The organism is Lutibacter sp. (assembly GCF_041562875.1).
Classification (GTDB): Bacteria; Bacteroidota; Bacteroidia; order Flavobacteriales; family Flavobacteriaceae; genus Lutibacter.
In genome coordinates this window covers 42989-59369 of record NZ_JBFFOE010000007.1, presented here as the reverse complement: position 1 = coordinate 59369, position 16381 = coordinate 42989, and the positions used below count along the sequence as shown (strand labels likewise).

Below are 16381 nucleotides of genomic sequence, written 5' to 3'. Positions count from 1 at the left end.
AGAAGCAATAGGTTTATTAGAGGGCATTCCTTTTGGAATTAAAGACGTTTATATGTTGCAAGGAACTTATGCATCTGCAAGTTCTAATTTATTAAAAAAATACAAATCAGCTTACACAGCAACTGCCATTCAAAAATTATTAGATGCAGGGGCAATTCCTTTAGTAAAAGAAAATTGCGATAGTTTTGGACACGGTTCATCTAGTGAAAACACCATATTTGGAGCTGTTAAAAATGCTATAAATCCAAATTTAGTTGCTGGTGGCTCAAGTGGTGGTTCAGCGGTTAATGTTGCAAAAGAGTATACCGTATTTTCTATTGGTGGAGATACTGGAGGCTCCATCAGACAACCTGCAGGATACAATAATATTTATGGTTTAAAACCTACCTACGGTCGTATTTCTCGTTTCGGGTTAATGGCTTATGCATCTTCAACAGATTGTGTTGGTCCTTTAGCAAAATCTATTGAAGATATTCGAATTTTGTTGAATGTTATGAGTGGAAAAGATATAAAAGATCAAACTACCATTCAATCTTCTGAAATAAGTGAAAATGATATATTAAATTCCAACAAAGTAAATACTGTTGGTTATTTTAAAAATTTTATTGAAAATGAAGCAATTGACCCAAAAATTAAAGCTGATTTTTTAGCAATAATTCAAAAAATTAAGGCACAAGGTATTGCCGTAAAAGAATTAGATTTCTTTGATTCTGAAACATTAGTTTCAACATATTACACGTTGGCAATGGCAGAAACGGCTTCAAACTTATCTAGATTAGATGGTACAAATTATGGAAATAGAATTGAAGGTGAAAATTTAAAAGACACCTATTCAATTACACGTTCTGAAAATTTTTCAGAAGAAACTAAACGAAGAATTGTTGGTGGAAACCAAGTGTTGTCACAAGGTTTTTCTGATGAAATTTATTTAAAAGGTTTGGCATTACGAGATCAAATTTCAGCAAATTTTGAAAAAGATTTTAAAGAAGTTGATATCATAGTATCACCTGTAACACCAAATAAGCCTCCTAAAATAGGAGATAGTTTAAAAGACCCTTTGGCAATGTATTTATCTGATGCTTATACCGTTGGATTTAGTTTAGGACAATTACCTACGTTAACTGTGCCACAAGGAACTGAAACGGGTTTACAAATTACTGCAGCCAAAAATCAAGAACAAACACTCTTGAAGTTTGCTAACTTTTTAAAAGATACAATATAATGGAATTGGAGCAATTAATGGCCGCTATAAAAGCGCACGATTTAGAATTGGTTATTGGACTTGAAACTCATGTTCGATTAAACACCAAAACCAAGTTGTTTTGTTCTTGTCCAAATCAAGAAACGGAAACACCAAACCAACATATTTGTTCAGTTTGTACTGGTCAAATGGGAGTTTTACCTTCCTTAAATAAAGAAGCAATTACAAAGGCTATATATTTTGGTAAAGCTGTAAATTCTACATTTTCTAACGAAGTAATCTCTTGGGATAGAAAACATTATGAATATCCAGACAATCCGAAAAATATTCAAATAACACAATTTCATAATCCTATCATTCCAGACGGACAAGTTTCTTGTTACCGAAATGATGGATCTCAATTTACTGTTAATTTAACACAGGTTCATATTGAAGAAGATGCTGCAAAATTGGTTCACGAGAAGAAGATTTCTTTGGTAGATTTTAACAAAGCAGGAGTGCCTTTAATTGAAATTGTAACCGAACCTTGTATACGCCATATTGAAGATGCTTCAACGTATGCACAATACATTCAACGTATTGTTCAAAATTTAGGTATTTCTGAAGCAAACCTTGAAAAAGGAGAATTTAAATCAGATGTTTCAGTTTCTTTACGTAAAAAAAGAAGCTATGATTTAAATCCACGTACCGAAATAAAAAACTTGAATTCGTTTAAGTTTATGGTGGATGCTTTAAAAGAAGAAATTGAAAAACAATTTAATTATTATACAGAACATAAAGAGTTTAGACCTGACCAAACTACCGTATTGTGGGATGCTGATTTAAAGCAAACCAAAACAATGCGTAAAAAAGAATTTGAAGCAGATTATCGTTTTATTTCTGAACCAGATTTACCTTTTGTAACTATTAAAAATGAAATTGAAACTATAAAAGTTGACTCAAGCGTATTGCCATATGCTGTAGAAAGTATTTTAATTGAAGGTGGTGTTTTACCACAAGATGCTAAATTTTTTACTGCAGACTCTGCACGTTCAGAAACTTTTGTAGCCATAAATAAAGTACTTCAAGACCCTTCTTTTGTTGCTAAAACTTTAGTGAATAATTTAAGTGCTGACGAATATTCTAAAATTCAGAATATCAATCATTTAATTGAAATTTTTCAATTATTCAAAGCTGAAAAAATAACCGTTGTGTTGGTTCAAAATGCGATTACAGCTTATTTAAAAGACAGATCCTTTGATTACAATAAATATTTTGAAGAAAACACCATTTCTGAAGTTCAAATAAAAGAGGCAATTGATAAAATAATTTCCGAAAATGAAGCGATTGCAATAGAAATTAAAGCAGGAAACCAAGGTAAAGCAGGTATTCTTGTTGGTAAAGTAATTGCAATTATTGGAAAAGGTGCTTCCGGAAAAATAGTACGTGAAGGTATTTTAAATTCAATTGGTGCTGCGGAAAATCAACAATCAAAAACTGAAGATCAAAAGACGAAAGTTGAAAATTCGTTATCTTCAACTAAAGAACAAGAAGAAGTACTTCCTGAAATTCCACTAATTATAAAACAAGACTATAGAACGCATGTAATTTCTCAATTATCAAAAACTAGTATTTCAGAAAAAATTACTTTGGCTGGATGGGTTTCTAGTGTGCGTGATCACGGTGAATTAATTTTTATTGATTTACGCGATTCCAGTAATGAAATATTTCAAGTTCGTTTAAGTAGAGAGTCATTTCCTAATTTAGATGAGTTAGTAAAATTAAAACCTGAATCGGTTATTTCAGCTACAGGAATTGTGGTTCAAAGAAATGCTGATGACTATAATTCATCATTAAGAACTGGTGAAATAGAGTTGGAAACTTCAGAATTAGAACTTTTAAACTTATCTAAAACTTTACCTTTTGAAATAAAAAGAGCGACTAAAACAAGTGAAACTGTACGTTTTCAATATAAATTTTTAGATCATAGAAATGATGATGTTCGTAGAGTTATAGTTAACCGCCATAAAGTAATTAAACTTTTACGAGATATTTTAGATGAAGAGGATTTCTTAGAAATTGAAACTCCCATTTTAAGTGCGGGAACCGATGAAGGCGCCAGAGAATTTATTGTTCCAACGCGTAAACAAGCAGGTTTTTTCTATACATTACCACAAGCACCACAACAGTTTAAACAAATGTTAATGGTAAGTGGTTATGAAAAATATTTTCAATTTGCCCGTTGTTTTAGAGATGAGGATTCTCGTGGAGATCGCCAGCCTGAATTTACACAACTAGATATGGAAATGGCATATGTAAGTATGCAACAAATTATAGATTTAAATACCAAAATGTTTAATGGTGTTGTTAAAAAGATATATGGCAACAAGTGGATTTTGCGTCCGTTTGAAGTAATTACTTACAAAGACGCTATGGATAAATATGGTTGCGACCGACCAGATTTACGTTTTGGATTACAATTGCAAGATATTACATCCATTGTAAAAGAAACAACTTTTCAAGTATTTAGCAAACCAATTGAAGATGGCGGAATTGTAAAATGTATAAAAGTATCAGCCAAAGAGCAAGGAGACAAACGCTTATCTAAAGGGCAAATAGAGAACTTAACTTCCATAGCACAACAAAATGGTTTAGGAGGTTTAGCATACATTATTGTGAATGAAAATGAGTTACAATCGCCAATTATTAAATTTTTAGGTGAAGAAATTGCTGAAGGAATTATAAAAGCTACCAATGCTGAAATTGGTGATATTGTATTTTTCTCAGCTGCAGATTATGCAACGGCCAACAAAGCTTTAGATGCCGTTCGTCAAGAATTGGGTAAAATATTACACTTAATTAATCCAAAGGAATTACGTCCAGCTTGGGTGGTTGATTTTCCAATGTTTGAAAGAACAGATGAAGGTAGATGGACATTTACTCACAATCCATTTTCTATGCCTGCAATTTATGATATTGAAAAGCACATGAGTGGAAAAGATGATGAAATTGGAACTATAATAGCACAGCAATACGATTTAATTTTAAATGGTTACGAAATTGGTGGAGGATCTGTACGTTCACATAAACCTGAAATATTAGAAGCTACTTATAGAAATATGGGTTACAACAAAGAAGAAATGCTAAAAAGTGTGGGTACAATGTATAATGCATTCCATTATGGAGCACCACCACACGGAGGTATCGCTTGGGGAGTTGACCGTTTAATGATGATTTTAGAGAAAAAATCTTCTATTCGTGAAGTAATGGCTTTCCCTAAAACTGGAACCAGTGAAGACTTACTTTTTGGAGCTCCCTCTTTATTATCTGATAAAAAAGTAGAAGAACAAAATGTAAAAGTTATTAGAAAATAAAAATTCTAAATTTTACATTTATGAATACCATTTTACAAAGTGGATTTATACATCTTTCTGTATAAATCCACTTTCTTTTTTCACTTAAACAGTGTTCAAGCGTTTTTAATAAGTAAACAAAAAAGATTGCATAATCTGTTCATAAAGCATTCAATAATTTTTAGCTACTTTAGCGAAAATAATTTTTATTCAATGACACAATTCACATTATTATTCGCAAGTTTCTTAGGTGGTTTATCTGTTCTTTTTGGAGCTTTTGGGGCCCACGCATTAAAAAAAATATTAAATGAAGAACAATTAAAAAGTTTTGAAACTGGTGTTAAATACCAACTATATCATGCCATTGTATTATTAATTATTGGTTTTAATTTCAATTTAGAAACTGCTTCAGAAAAATATATGGTATATAGTTTTATGGCGGGAATTATCTTGTTTTCTTTCAGCATTTATGGCTTGGTAATTTCATCGGCTAAAAACAAAAAATTAAAATTTTTAGGTCCAATTACACCAATTGGTGGCTTATTATTAATTATTGGCTGGGGTTTATTATTTTATAACATCTTAAATATGACATTTTAAGTCTTAACAATTTTTAATTATTATTTTTTGTAGATTTACGCTTAGACCAATCAATCTTTCAATGAAAAACTGCATATTAAAAACATTATTATTGTTACTTTCTATTTTTATAGCAAGCTGCAAGAACACTAGTCAACAACAAGAAACAAACTACGCTCAGGAAAATTATAATAAAACTGAAACTACCATCACTATGCGTGATAGTGTTCAATTATTTACTACAATTTATACCCCTAAAGATACCAGCAAAAAATATCCAATTCTTTTACAACGAACACCCTACAGTTGCCAACCTTATGGTGCTGATACCTACAGAAATGATATTGGTCCAAATAAACATTTAATGGAAGAGGGGAATATTATTGTTTATCAAGATGTACGTGGACGATGGATGAGTGAAGGAACTTATGATAATATGCGAGCGTACATTCCTAACAAAAAAACAGCTAAAGATATTGATGAAAGCTCAGATACTTATGATACTATTGATTGGTTGGTAAAAAATGTAGAAAATAACAATGGAAATGTAGGTACTTGGGGAATTTCATATCCTGGATTTTATGCAACTTGCTCTACAATTGATGCGCATCCTGCATTAAAAGCAGCTTCACCGCAAGCCAGTATTGCAGATTTCTTTTTTGATGATTTTCACCATAACGGTGCTTATTTATTAAGTTATTTTAAAATTACACCGTTGTTTGGAACTCCAAAAGACAAACCTACTGATACATCTTGGTACAAAATGCCAGATATTAAAACTCAAGACCAATATCAATTCTTTTTAGATGCAGGTCCTCTAAGTAATTTGAATTCCTATTTTCAAAATGAAAAATTAGATAATCCTTCTTTACAAATAGATGATAAAACTGAAGATTTCTTTTGGGAAGAATTAAAAGAACACCCTAATTACGATGAAGTTTGGCAACGAAAAGGTATTCTTCAACATTTAAAAAATATTAAATCGCATGTGGCAACTATGGTTGTTGGTGGCGAATTTGATGCTGAAGATTTGTATGGAGCATTAGAAACCTATAAAACAATTGAAAAATACAATAAAGAAAATTATAACACTTTTGTTTTTGGTCCTTGGAGTCACGGACAATGGGCGAGTACAAAACCTGAAAACAGTGTAGGAAATTATTATTTTGGAGATTCAATTTCGTTAAAATATCAAGAACAAATTGAAACTACATTTTTTAACCATTTTTTGAAAGGCAGTGGTGATAAAAATTCTGGTTTACCTGAAGCATATGTTTATGATACTGGTAAAAAACAATGGGAAAGTTTTGATGCTTGGCCTCCAAAAAATGCAGAAAAAGAAACGCTCTTTTTATCCGAAAATCAAAAATTATCTTCTGCCGAAAAAAAAGAAACTGGCATTCAATTTATAAGTAATATTAAAAAACCAGTTCCATATTCTGAAGATATAAAATCTGTTTTTACCCCTAGAAAATACATGACAGACGATCAGCGTTTTGCAGCCAGAAGAAGTGATGTATTGGTTTATGAAACTGGTATTTTAGAAGAAGATTTAACCTTAGTTGGCGATATTTTAGCTAAACTTCAAGTTGCAACTACAGGTACAGATGCTGATTGGATTGTAAAAGTAATTGATGTTCATCCAGCAGATGCTGAAGAAAATAATAAAAAAATGCAAGACCATTTAAAAATGAGTAATTACCATTTAATGGTTAGAAGTGAAGTTATGCGTGGAAAATTCAGAAATAGTTTTACCTATCCTGAACCTTTTATTCCAAATAAAAAAACAGCTGTAAATATAAAATTACAAGACGTAAATCATACGTTTAAAAAAGGACATAAATTGCAAATACAAGTTCAAAGCACTTGGTTTCCTTTAATAGATTTAAACCCACAAACGTTTGTTGATAATATTTTTAAAGCAACTGAAGAGGATTTTAAAACGCAAACACATACGGTTTTCACTTCTTCAAAAATTGAGTTTTCAGTATTAAAATAAAACAATTCAAAAACTTAGTTTAGATAAATTAAGGTTATAATTGAAAACAAAAACACGTAAATTAATATGGCTGCTTTCCAAAATATATGTGCTTTTTTAAGTTCCATAAAGTAAAATGATACTCCAATAAATTTCAGTGCTGATAAACCTAAAATTGCAATAGCGGCATAACTTAAAGAAAAACTTGAAATTACACCAACTGTAATAGTTAACAATACTAATAGTACCCAAACAAAAATTATTCTACTATTCATAATTAAAAAAGTAAATAAATTATTGGAAATAACAACAACCAAATTAAATCACACATATGCCAAAAAGCTGCACTTGCTTCAACGTCTTCAATAGTAGTTGTTGATTTTTCCTTTTTTAACCCAACATAAACTGAAACTAAAATTACTAAGCCTACTAATACATGTATTACATGAAATAAAGTAAGCATCCAATAAAAGGTGAAAAACGTGTTGTAACCTATTGTTAAACCTGCTTCAATTTTATCTAAATATTCAAAGCTTTTTAACCCTAAAAACAAAACCCCACCAAGCATAGTAAGTGTTAGAAAAAGTAATGAATTTTTTGTGTTTTTTTGTTTCAAATAATGAACAGAAATTGCCATAAAAAACCCACTTGTTATTAAAAAAATAGTGTTAATTGTCCCAAAAGTGGTATTTAAAAGTAATCTAGATTCATGAAAAATAGTTGACTCTTCCTTACTATAAACAACCATTGCAATTAATGCAATTCCAAAAGTGAATAATTCTAAAAATATGATAATCCAAAGTAAAATACCTCCTGGCGGATAAAATATATTTTTTGTGTTTATTTGTTGCGTTTGCATTTTCTTATTTTTAATCCCAATCTAATAAACGTTTTTGACCTTCTAGTTTTTGAATATCTGTAATGTCCTGTGACATTTCAATTACACCTTTATACTCTTTATTGTCATTTCTAATTGCAAAATACCGAATGTGAATAATTCTACCTTTAAAATTGAACCAAAACTCAGCAACATCTTTTGTGCCTGCTTTAAATTCTTCAACAATACGCAACACCATATCCACACTTTTTGGAGGATGACAAAAACGTACTTCACGACCAATAATTCCTTTACTTCGTGGAAAAACCCGATTATCTCCTCTATTATAAAATACTACTTTATCATTCTCATCAACATACGTAATATCAACTGGTAAAAAACGAAGTAATAAATTAACTTGTTCAGGTGTCATATAACCTTCATCATAATGAAATGTATTTTCTAATGAAAAAGATAAATCTCTTTTTGAAAAATCATCGCTAGGATGCACATATGCAACTTCTACAACAATTGGATATGGAACTGGTTTTTCTAATAACATCCACCCAATTTCTTCATCACCTTGATAAAATTCTTTCCAATCATCTTCTGACAATAAATCCATGGCATTTGGAAATAAACGCATATCTTCAATCCCCAACAAACGTTTAATCCCTTCAATTAAATAAGGAATATTGTCAACTATTTTTACTGTATTTTTTTCTGAATTATACGTATTTAATAAACGTATTTGATCCCTTAAATTATCATGAAATGACCACATTCCCTGACTTGGACCTTCCCAACCGTATTTTTCTAAATATGGAAATAACTGATTTTCTTTTCTTGAAAATCGCTTTTCAATAGTAGTTAACTGATTAAATATGTTGAAATACTTCTGAAAATCTTCAACCGGATTTACATCATACAATTCTAATAATATATCTTGTATTAAGGCACTTTCTTTATAATAAACTTGCACTGGATGCCCATTAGGCAATTTCTCAACAGTAGTTAAAAATGAATTCATTATTTATGTTTTTATTTAAATACGCTATTTATTATTCAATTAATTTTAAAACTTTAGGAATAAACACATTTTTTTCAAAATGCATATATTTATGAAGTTGGTGCGCCAACTCATGTAATTTCTCGTATAAAAATTTAAAAGAATTACAAGCATTATCAGGAGCTAAAAAGTGTGATGATAATACTGTTATTTCTTTAAGTGTATCTCCAATTAGTTTTTGAGATATTTCATAATTTTTAAGCACTTTTTTTACTTTTTCAATTTGATTTAAAGAAATTTCAGCTGAAATATTGTCTATGTTTAAAATTTCTTCAATAACAGGATATAAATTAGACTGCAAATCTTGAATCATTTCAGCTACTACAATTTCAATTCCTTTTGTTAAAACATTTATTTCAACAACTTCAGGATTATGTGCAGCATGAACTCCTGCAACTTTAGTGGCAAATGGCATAATTTGAGGAATAGTTTCTGCAAAATAATTATGATATTCTTCTATTGCATGTTCTATTAGTGAGCTAATATCTAAATCATTTAAACTATGCTCTCCGCCAATTTTTGTGTTTATGGCTTCTATTTCTTGTTTTAAGGTTTCAAATTCAACTTCATTTTCTTTACAAGCGGCTTCTAAAGTCATTCCACCTCCACAACAGAAATCAATTTTATATTTACTGAATACATGGTCTGACCCTAATTTTTTTGATACAATTTCTGCTACCGTATTTTCTTTTGTAATATTCATAATTATAGATTTATGATTGATGTTTAATTTTTTCATACAATTGAACCATGGATTTTAATAATTCAACTGGTGTTGTTAATATTTGATAATGATTTTGACCAAACATTTGTGGTAAATAATATTTTGCTTGTGCTTCAATAGCCAAAGCATACGAATTAATATTACGTTCGTTTAGTTCTCGAAGTGCCTGTTTCACATCATTTATTCCGTATTTTCCTTCATATTTATCATAATCATTTGGTTTTCCATCTGATAATAGAATTACCCATTTATTTTTCGTGTTTCGCTTGTCTAAAATAGCCCCAGAATGTCTCAAAGCCGCTCCAATTCTAGTGTAACCGCTTGGTTCAACAGCGCCAACTTTAAATTTGGCTTTGTTCCAATCTTCATCAAAATCTTTTATTGTTGTGTAGGAAGAATGATTTCTGGTTTTTGAATAAAAACAATCTATAGAAAAATCAATATTAAATTCATTTAAAATTTCGCCAAATAAAATAGAAACCTCTTTTTCAACATCAATAACTCTATTTCCAGCAGCATAACCATCGCTTGACAAACTGATATCTAATAATAATAAAATAGATAAGTCTTTTTCTTTTTTACGTTTGGAAATGTATATTTTTTCTGAAGGAGTATGTCCAGAATGTACATCAACAAACAAATCTGTTATTGCATCAATGTCAAATTCTTCACCTTGTGTTTGCCTTCTTTGCTGTTGGTATTTATTGCTAACTGTGGTTAACATTTTACGTAAACCTTCTAAAGTAGCTCTATTTTTATTTAAGGTTTTAGTATAATATCCAACATCATTTTTTAATAATGTTTTAGGGTATACTTTACAAAAATCTTCTTTATATGTGCGCTTTGTATAATCCCATTCATCATATTTTATGTGATAGCCTTTACTGTCAATTTCAGCACTTTCAGAAACCGTAGTATTTTCAATAAAATCAGCCTGATAAACTGAATGTGCAGTATCATCAACTCGCACGGTATATTTCATATTAACATCATCCAAAGCGTTTGAGTGATCATCTAATTCATCTTCTCCATCAAAATCTTTAAAATTCCCACTAAATTCTTCAGCAGTTTCAACTTTTTCAAATTGATGTTGCAAAACAGCATCTTCCTGTTGTTTTAAATCAACCTGAACAGAAATAATTTCTTCAACAGCTTTTGATTTTAAAATAGTTTTAGGTTTTTCTTCTTCCGCTTTTTTAACTTTATCTGAAAAATTATTTACTATTTTTTCTGAATCTTCTTCAGGATTATTTCGCATCCATTTTCCATAGATAAATGAAAAATCTGCCATTGCTTCTTCTTTTACTTTTGAAGCGTAAAAGTTTTTAAAATCTGTGTAATATTTTTCAGCAATTGGAAACTGTTCAAATAACGATTCTAATATTTTGTTTGAAGTTTCTTTAGCTTTTTGTTGAGATTCCTCTAACTCATGTTCTTGATTATCATTCCAATTTAAGTTTAAGTTTTTTTGAACGGATAAATATAAAACCCTAAATAAATAAAAAGCTACATTTTCATCTACTGAAGAAAACTCTTGAAACTTAGTTGGTAAAAAAAAATTATTATTTTTAAAACCACCTTCTCTTTCTGCATCATAAATTTCAATTGCCTGTCCTGTAATTGCACGGGCTAAAATGGTTAAACGAGGTTTTAAACCCATCAATAAAACCTCATGAGCACTATCTTCTTGCTTTCTTTTACTTCTATTTTTAAAGAAGTAAGCTAGCTTAGTAAATATATATTCATCTGGTTCAAACATGGTTTTTAGTTTTCAATTTTCAGTCTCATTTTTCAGTCTTTTTTAAAGCAGAATTGCCTTCCAACTGGAACTGTTAACTGAATACTTTTTTTTAAATCATTAGGTTACATAAATCTTTTAAAGCTTCCACAACTTCTAAGTCATCTGTTAAAGGTTCAACAATTGCAACTTCAACAGATAATCTTTTTGGTAACCCACTATGAATTAATTTTGCGGCGTCTACCAATAATCTTGTTGAAACAGTTTCTGAAAGGCCAAGTTCTGTTAGGTTTCTAATTTTTGTTGCTATGTTTACTAATTTTTTAGCGATTCCTTCTTCAATTCCTGTTTCATTTACTAAAATATCTGCTTCAATTTTAGCTTCAGGATATGCAAATGAAGTCGCAATAAAACGTTGACGAGTAGAAGGTTTTAATTCCTTAAATCCTTTTTGATAACCTGGATTAAAAGATGCTACTAACATAAAATCTTCATGAGCTTTTACAGTTTCTCCTAACTTATCAATAAATAACTCACGCCTATGATCTGTAAGAGAATGTATGGCAACAATTACATCGGGTCTGGCTTCTGCAATTTCATCCAAATAAATAATTGCACCTTGTTTAATAGCCTTTGTTAATGGGCCATCTGACCAAATAGTCTCAGCTCCTTTAATAATATAACGTCCCACTAAATCTGTTGAAGAAGTTTCTTCATGGCAACTAATCGTAATTAATTTTTTATCTAATTTATGAGCCATAAACTCAATAAATCTAGATTTTCCAGTTCCTGTTGGGCCTTTTAATAAAAATGGAATTTTATTTTTGTAAGCGTGTTGAAACACTTCAACTTCTTTTCCTATTTGGTGATAATATGGTAATTGGTTTTTCATAAATAATTTAATGAATTTAATAACTAAAAAACCAGAGTATACTATTGCCTAATCTACTGTATCAATATTAAAAACAATCTTATACTCTGGAAATCAATCTAAAAACTACGTATCTAATTATTAATTTCTAATGCTTCATCAGTTGGTTTACCGTGCTTGTAAAAATCAATGATATAAAGTACAATGCCTGTTGTAAACATGGTTGCACATAATATTAAGACTACAAAATGAATACTTATTTCTTTTTGTACTACCATAAAGTCCATTTTAAATTTTCTTTCTAAATAAACTTGAGCAACACCTGCAACACCAAAAGCAACTGTCATACCAATCATTCCAATGTTAGATAACCAAAAAGCAGCTCTACCACGTGAACTTTCATACAATTTTCTTCCTGTTAAATTAGGCAATGCATAACTTATAATTGCTAAAACAATCATTGCATAGGCACCCCAAAAGGCTAAATGTGCATGCATTGCAGTAACTAAAGTACCGTGAGTATATAGATTTGTTTGAGGTAATGTATGTGCAAACCCAAGTAATCCAGCACCTACAAAAGATAAAATTGCAGAACCTAAAGTCCAATATAATGCTAATTTATTAGGATGTTTTTTCTCACCTTTTCTATACATATTTACTGCAAATAATGCCATTGCTAAAAATGCTAAAGGCTCTAATGCTGAAAATATTCCACCTACAACTAACCAAATTTTATTGACTCCAATATAATAGTAATGGTGACCCATACCTAAAACTCCTGACAAGAATGTTAAACCTACAATTACGTATAACCATTTTTCAATAACTTCTCTATCGACACCTGTAAGTTTAATTAATAAGAACGATAAAATACCACCCATAATTAATTCCCAAACACCTTCTACCCATAAATGAACAACCCACCAACGGAAAAAAGAATCAGTTACCTGACTATCAAATGGTAACATTCCTGGCAAGTACAATAATGCTGCAAATAACAACCCCATTGAAAGCACTAAAGATGTTGTAGTTCTTCTTTTAGATTTAAACAACGTGGTTAAAATTAATCCTAAAAATAGCAATACGTTAATTACTACTAAATAATCTAAGGGTCTTGGAATTTCTAAAAATTTTCTTCCTTCCCAAATATTAAAGTGAAATCCAACAACCGCTACAACTCCAACAATTGCTAAACTAATTAATTGTACATAAGCTAATTTTACATTTACCAATTCACGTTGTGCTTCTTCAGGAATTATATAATAAGCTGCTCCCATAAACCCAGACAGTAACCAAACTACCAATAAGTTTGTGTGTACTGCTCGTGCAGTATTAAAAGGTATAAATTCATGTAAATTATCAAATCCTATACGGGCAAATCCCATTATAAAACCATAGGTCATTTGTAAAACTAATAATAGCATTGAAAGGGCAAAAAACCAATATGCTACTTTTTGTGATTTATATTTCATAATACTTTTTTTTAGTTGTTAATTTTATCTTTTGACAAAGGAGATATTTTTCTATCTACACCAACTACTTCTCCAAATCCATTTAAGTCAATTTGTCCAATCCAGTTAAAGAAAGCCACTACATCAGTAGCCTCTGCTTCTGTCATTCCATAAGCCACCATTTTTCTTCCATTTGGTTGCCAAGGACCTTTAGACATTAAAATACTCTTAATAACTTGTTCACCATTTCCATCATATCTTTGATTTAAACGGTCTACTACTTTTGTTAATTCTGGGGCATAGTAGCCTCCTTCTCCCAATAATGTATGGCAACCCATACAATTGTTAGATTCCCAAATTTCTTTTCCTCTTACAACATCTGCTGTAAGATTTTCGTGATTTGTTTGATCTGTAGCTGCAGATAAGGAGTACACTGTAAGCCCTATAAAAATTAGGAAAGTTACTAATGTACCACCTAGAAAGAAAGCTCTTGCTTGTTTTTTAGATAACATGTTTTTTAACGAGTTTAATTAGTTAGACGATTATTACATCATTAAAAGATCTTTTTATCTTTTAATGATGCAAATATATAGTAAAGCTACCCAATAAAAAAATGATATTTGTCAATCTATTATTTTATTTAAGAAAGATCAAGTCCTTTAAGAGTTAGCACTCTACCCATTTCAGAAATTTCCTGAGAAAATTCTTGAATAGTTTTATCTCTAAATTTACCTAATAAACTATTTTTAAAAGGCTCAACAATAAAATGAACTGGGCAAGGGTTTTTAGAATCGCATTCATTTAAACCTAAAAAACAATCATTAAACTTATTTAAACCATCAATGTTTTCAATAATATCCAACACATTCTTTTTACTGTTTTTTTCAGTTAAAAAAAACCCACCATTAGGACCTTTTGTTGAAGATATAATTTTACCACGTACTAGTTGTTGAAATAATTTAGCCAAAAATGGACTTGGAACGTCAATACTTTCAGCAATTACTTTCACACTTATTTTTTTATCTTTACTTGAATGTTCAGCTAAGAACAATGTAGATAAAATGGCATATTTACTAGCACGTGATAACATTATAGGTCGTTTTTACAATTCTGTTGGTAAAACTAACAAAAAAGGAGTAAAGGATATTATATTTTTTTAAATTTAACAGTAAAATGTCTCATAATTGGTGCTTCATCAGTAATTTCATACCCAGATTTTGCCTCTTCTCTTGTATCAAAAATGTTTTTTAAACATACTGCAACATAATCCATATGATTATTTGTGTAGGTTCTTCTTGGAACTGCAAGCCTAACCATTTCTAAATCTGGAAATCTATTTTTACGTGTGAACGGATCTCTATCAGCTAAAACTGTTCCAATTTCAACACCTCTAATTCCTCCAACAATATATAGTTCTATTGCCAAAGCCTGAGCTCTGTACTCTTCTCTTGGAATTTTTGGAACAAATTTATTTGCATCTAAAAATATGGCGTGCCCACCAAATGGTTGTAGAACAGGTACTCCATATTCAACTAATTTTGTCCCTAAATGTGCAATTTGCTCTACTCTACTTTCTAAATAATTAAATTCTGTAGCCTCATCTAAACCAACTGCTAAAGCACCCATATCACGACCATTCATTCCTCCATAGGTAATAAAACCTTCATACATTATATTAAAAACAGTAGCTTGTTTAAAAACTTCTTTATTATTTAACGCAATAAAACCACCCATATTTACCAAGCCATCTTTTTTAGCGCTAATTGTCATTCCGTCACCATAAGAAAAAACTTCTTTTACAATTTCCTTTATGGTTTTATTCTCATACCCAGCTTCACGCTTCTTAATAAAATAAGCATTCTCAGCAAAACGTGCAGAATCAAAATACAATGGAATCCCATATTGTTTACATAATTCAGAAACTTCCTTTACATTTTGAACAGAAACAGGCTGACCACCAGCACTATTACATGTGATTGTTAAAATTACAAACGGTATTTTTTCTTTAGGGTTACTTTTAAATACTTTTTCTAATTTACTTAAATCTACATTTCCTTTAAATGGGTGTATTATTGATGTGTCAAAAGCTTCATCAATAGTACAATCTACAGCGGTAGCTTTTCTAAATTCAATATGACCTTTTGTAGTGTCAAAATGAGAGTTTCCTGGTACAACATCACCTTCTTTTACTAAAGCCGAAAACAAAACATTTTCGGCTGCACGCCCTTGATGTGTAGGTAAAAAATACTCAAACCCTGTTATTTTTTTTACCGTCTCTTTCAGTTTTAAAAATGATGAAGAACCTGCATAACTTTCATCTCCAATCATCATTTCACCCCATTGTTTATCACTCATTGCCCCAGTACCTGAGTCTGTTAGCAAATCTATAAATACTTTGTCTGATGATAAATTGAATAAATTATAATCTGCTTCTTTTATCCATTTTAATCGTTGCTCTTTTGTTGAACGCTTAATTGATTCAACCATTTTTATTTTATACGGTTCTGCATATGGTAATTCCATAATAATATGTTTTGAATTTTAATAATAAATTTTGATAAGTGTGATTGAAAATCACTAGAAAGTAGAAATAATTACTTAATGAAGCATTCAGGGCGCTT

At 30.3% G+C, this 16381-nt stretch carries 14 protein-coding genes; 4 read left to right on the top strand and 10 right to left on the bottom strand.

Translation table 11 applies throughout. From position 1 onward, the window contains the following. The 4 genes from ABY863_RS02240 to ABY863_RS02225 all read left to right on the top strand — a co-directional run. The coding region (locus ABY863_RS02240) for an amidase family protein (RefSeq protein ID WP_372792633.1) at positions 1–1222 on the top strand (1222 nt) is incomplete at its 5' end. Further along, positions 1222–4554, top strand: coding sequence for a bifunctional amidotransferase subunit GatB/aspartate--tRNA ligase AspS (gatB/aspS, locus tag ABY863_RS02235; RefSeq protein ID WP_372792632.1), 3333 nt, complete (start codon positions 1222–1224; stop codon positions 4552–4554). The genes ABY863_RS02240 and gatB/aspS, both read left to right, overlap by 1 nt. 192 nt (positions 4555–4746) lie before the next feature. Further along, complete coding sequence (locus ABY863_RS02230; protein ID WP_372792631.1) at positions 4747–5133, top strand: DUF423 domain-containing protein; 387 nt, start codon at positions 4747–4749, stop codon at positions 5131–5133. Between the two features lie 61 nt (positions 5134–5194). After that, positions 5195–7111, top strand: a complete 1917-nt coding sequence (locus ABY863_RS02225) for a CocE/NonD family hydrolase (protein WP_372792630.1) — start codon at positions 5195–5197, stop codon at positions 7109–7111. Between the two features lie 14 nt (positions 7112–7125). Here ABY863_RS02225 and ABY863_RS02220 read toward each other — a convergent pair whose 3' ends face one another. From ABY863_RS02220 to ABY863_RS02175, 10 genes are all read right to left on the bottom strand, one after another. Continuing rightward, complete coding sequence (locus ABY863_RS02220) at positions 7126–7365, bottom strand: cytochrome C oxidase subunit IV family protein (protein ID WP_372792629.1); 240 nt, start codon at positions 7363–7365, stop codon at positions 7126–7128. 2 nt (positions 7366–7367) lie between these two features. Then, a complete protein-coding gene (locus ABY863_RS02215) occupies positions 7368–7949 on the bottom strand; it encodes a cytochrome c oxidase subunit 3 (RefSeq protein WP_372792628.1) in 582 nt (193 codons plus the stop codon). Between the two features lie 10 nt (positions 7950–7959). Further along, positions 7960–8937 carry a DUF438 domain-containing protein gene (locus ABY863_RS02210; RefSeq protein WP_372792627.1) on the bottom strand — a complete coding sequence of 326 codons (978 nt, stop codon included), beginning with the start codon at positions 8935–8937 and terminating at the stop codon, positions 7960–7962. 31 nt (positions 8938–8968) lie between these two features. Then, a complete protein-coding gene (locus ABY863_RS02205; protein ID WP_372792626.1) occupies positions 8969–9679 on the bottom strand; it encodes a DUF542 domain-containing protein in 711 nt (236 codons plus the stop codon). 10 nt (positions 9680–9689) lie between these two features. Then, the gene (locus ABY863_RS02200; protein ID WP_372792625.1) at positions 9690–11459 is read right to left on the bottom strand and encodes a nitric oxide reductase activation protein NorD; all 1770 of its coding nucleotides are present in this window, start codon (positions 11457–11459) and stop codon (positions 9690–9692) included. A 91-nt stretch (positions 11460–11550) separates the two neighbouring features. After that, positions 11551–12330, bottom strand: a complete 780-nt coding sequence (locus ABY863_RS02195; RefSeq protein WP_372792624.1) for a CbbQ/NirQ/NorQ/GpvN family protein — start codon at positions 12328–12330, stop codon at positions 11551–11553. 113 nt (positions 12331–12443) lie between these two features. Continuing rightward, entirely contained in the window at positions 12444–13781 is a 1338-nt protein-coding gene (locus tag ABY863_RS02190) for a cbb3-type cytochrome c oxidase subunit I (protein WP_372792623.1), read from the bottom strand. 11 nt (positions 13782–13792) lie between these two features. Further along, positions 13793–14272, bottom strand: coding sequence for a cytochrome c (locus tag ABY863_RS02185; RefSeq protein WP_372792622.1), 480 nt, complete (start codon positions 14270–14272; stop codon positions 13793–13795). 128 nt (positions 14273–14400) lie between these two features. Continuing rightward, positions 14401–14850: an Rrf2 family transcriptional regulator gene (locus tag ABY863_RS02180; RefSeq protein WP_372792621.1), complete on the bottom strand. Its 450-nt coding sequence runs from the start codon at positions 14848–14850 to the stop codon at positions 14401–14403. A gap of 56 nt (positions 14851–14906) precedes the next feature. Then, positions 14907–16283 carry a tryptophanase gene (locus ABY863_RS02175; RefSeq protein ID WP_372792620.1) on the bottom strand — a complete coding sequence of 459 codons (1377 nt, stop codon included), beginning with the start codon at positions 16281–16283 and terminating at the stop codon, positions 14907–14909. Positions 16284–16381: the final 98 nt, after the last annotated feature.

Bases quoted from the DNA above. Each gene is read 5' to 3' on its own strand.
- gatB/aspS (WP_372792632.1), top strand. From the start codon at position 1,222: ATGGAATTGGAGCAATTAATGGCCGCTATAAAAGCGCACGATTTAGAA.
- ABY863_RS02230 (WP_372792631.1), top strand. From the start codon at position 4,747: ATGACACAATTCACATTATTATTCGCAAGTTTCTTAGGTGGTTTATCT.
- ABY863_RS02225 (WP_372792630.1), top strand. From the start codon at position 5,195: ATGAAAAACTGCATATTAAAAACATTATTATTGTTACTTTCTATTTTT.
- ABY863_RS02220 (WP_372792629.1), bottom strand. From the start codon at position 7,365: ATGAATAGTAGAATAATTTTTGTTTGGGTACTATTAGTATTGTTAACT.
- ABY863_RS02215 (WP_372792628.1), bottom strand. From the start codon at position 7,949: ATGCAAACGCAACAAATAAACACAAAAAATATATTTTATCCGCCAGGA.
- ABY863_RS02210 (WP_372792627.1), bottom strand. From the start codon at position 8,937: ATGAATTCATTTTTAACTACTGTTGAGAAATTGCCTAATGGGCATCCA.
- ABY863_RS02205 (WP_372792626.1), bottom strand. From the start codon at position 9,679: ATGAATATTACAAAAGAAAATACGGTAGCAGAAATTGTATCAAAAAAA.
- ABY863_RS02200 (WP_372792625.1), bottom strand. From the start codon at position 11,459: ATGTTTGAACCAGATGAATATATATTTACTAAGCTAGCTTACTTCTTT.
- ABY863_RS02195 (WP_372792624.1), bottom strand. From the start codon at position 12,330: ATGAAAAACCAATTACCATATTATCACCAAATAGGAAAAGAAGTTGAA.
- ABY863_RS02190 (WP_372792623.1), bottom strand. From the start codon at position 13,781: ATGAAATATAAATCACAAAAAGTAGCATATTGGTTTTTTGCCCTTTCA.
- ABY863_RS02185 (WP_372792622.1), bottom strand. From the start codon at position 14,272: ATGTTATCTAAAAAACAAGCAAGAGCTTTCTTTCTAGGTGGTACATTA.
- ABY863_RS02180 (WP_372792621.1), bottom strand. From the start codon at position 14,850: ATGTTATCACGTGCTAGTAAATATGCCATTTTATCTACATTGTTCTTA.
- ABY863_RS02175 (WP_372792620.1), bottom strand. From the start codon at position 16,283: ATGGAATTACCATATGCAGAACCGTATAAAATAAAAATGGTTGAATCA.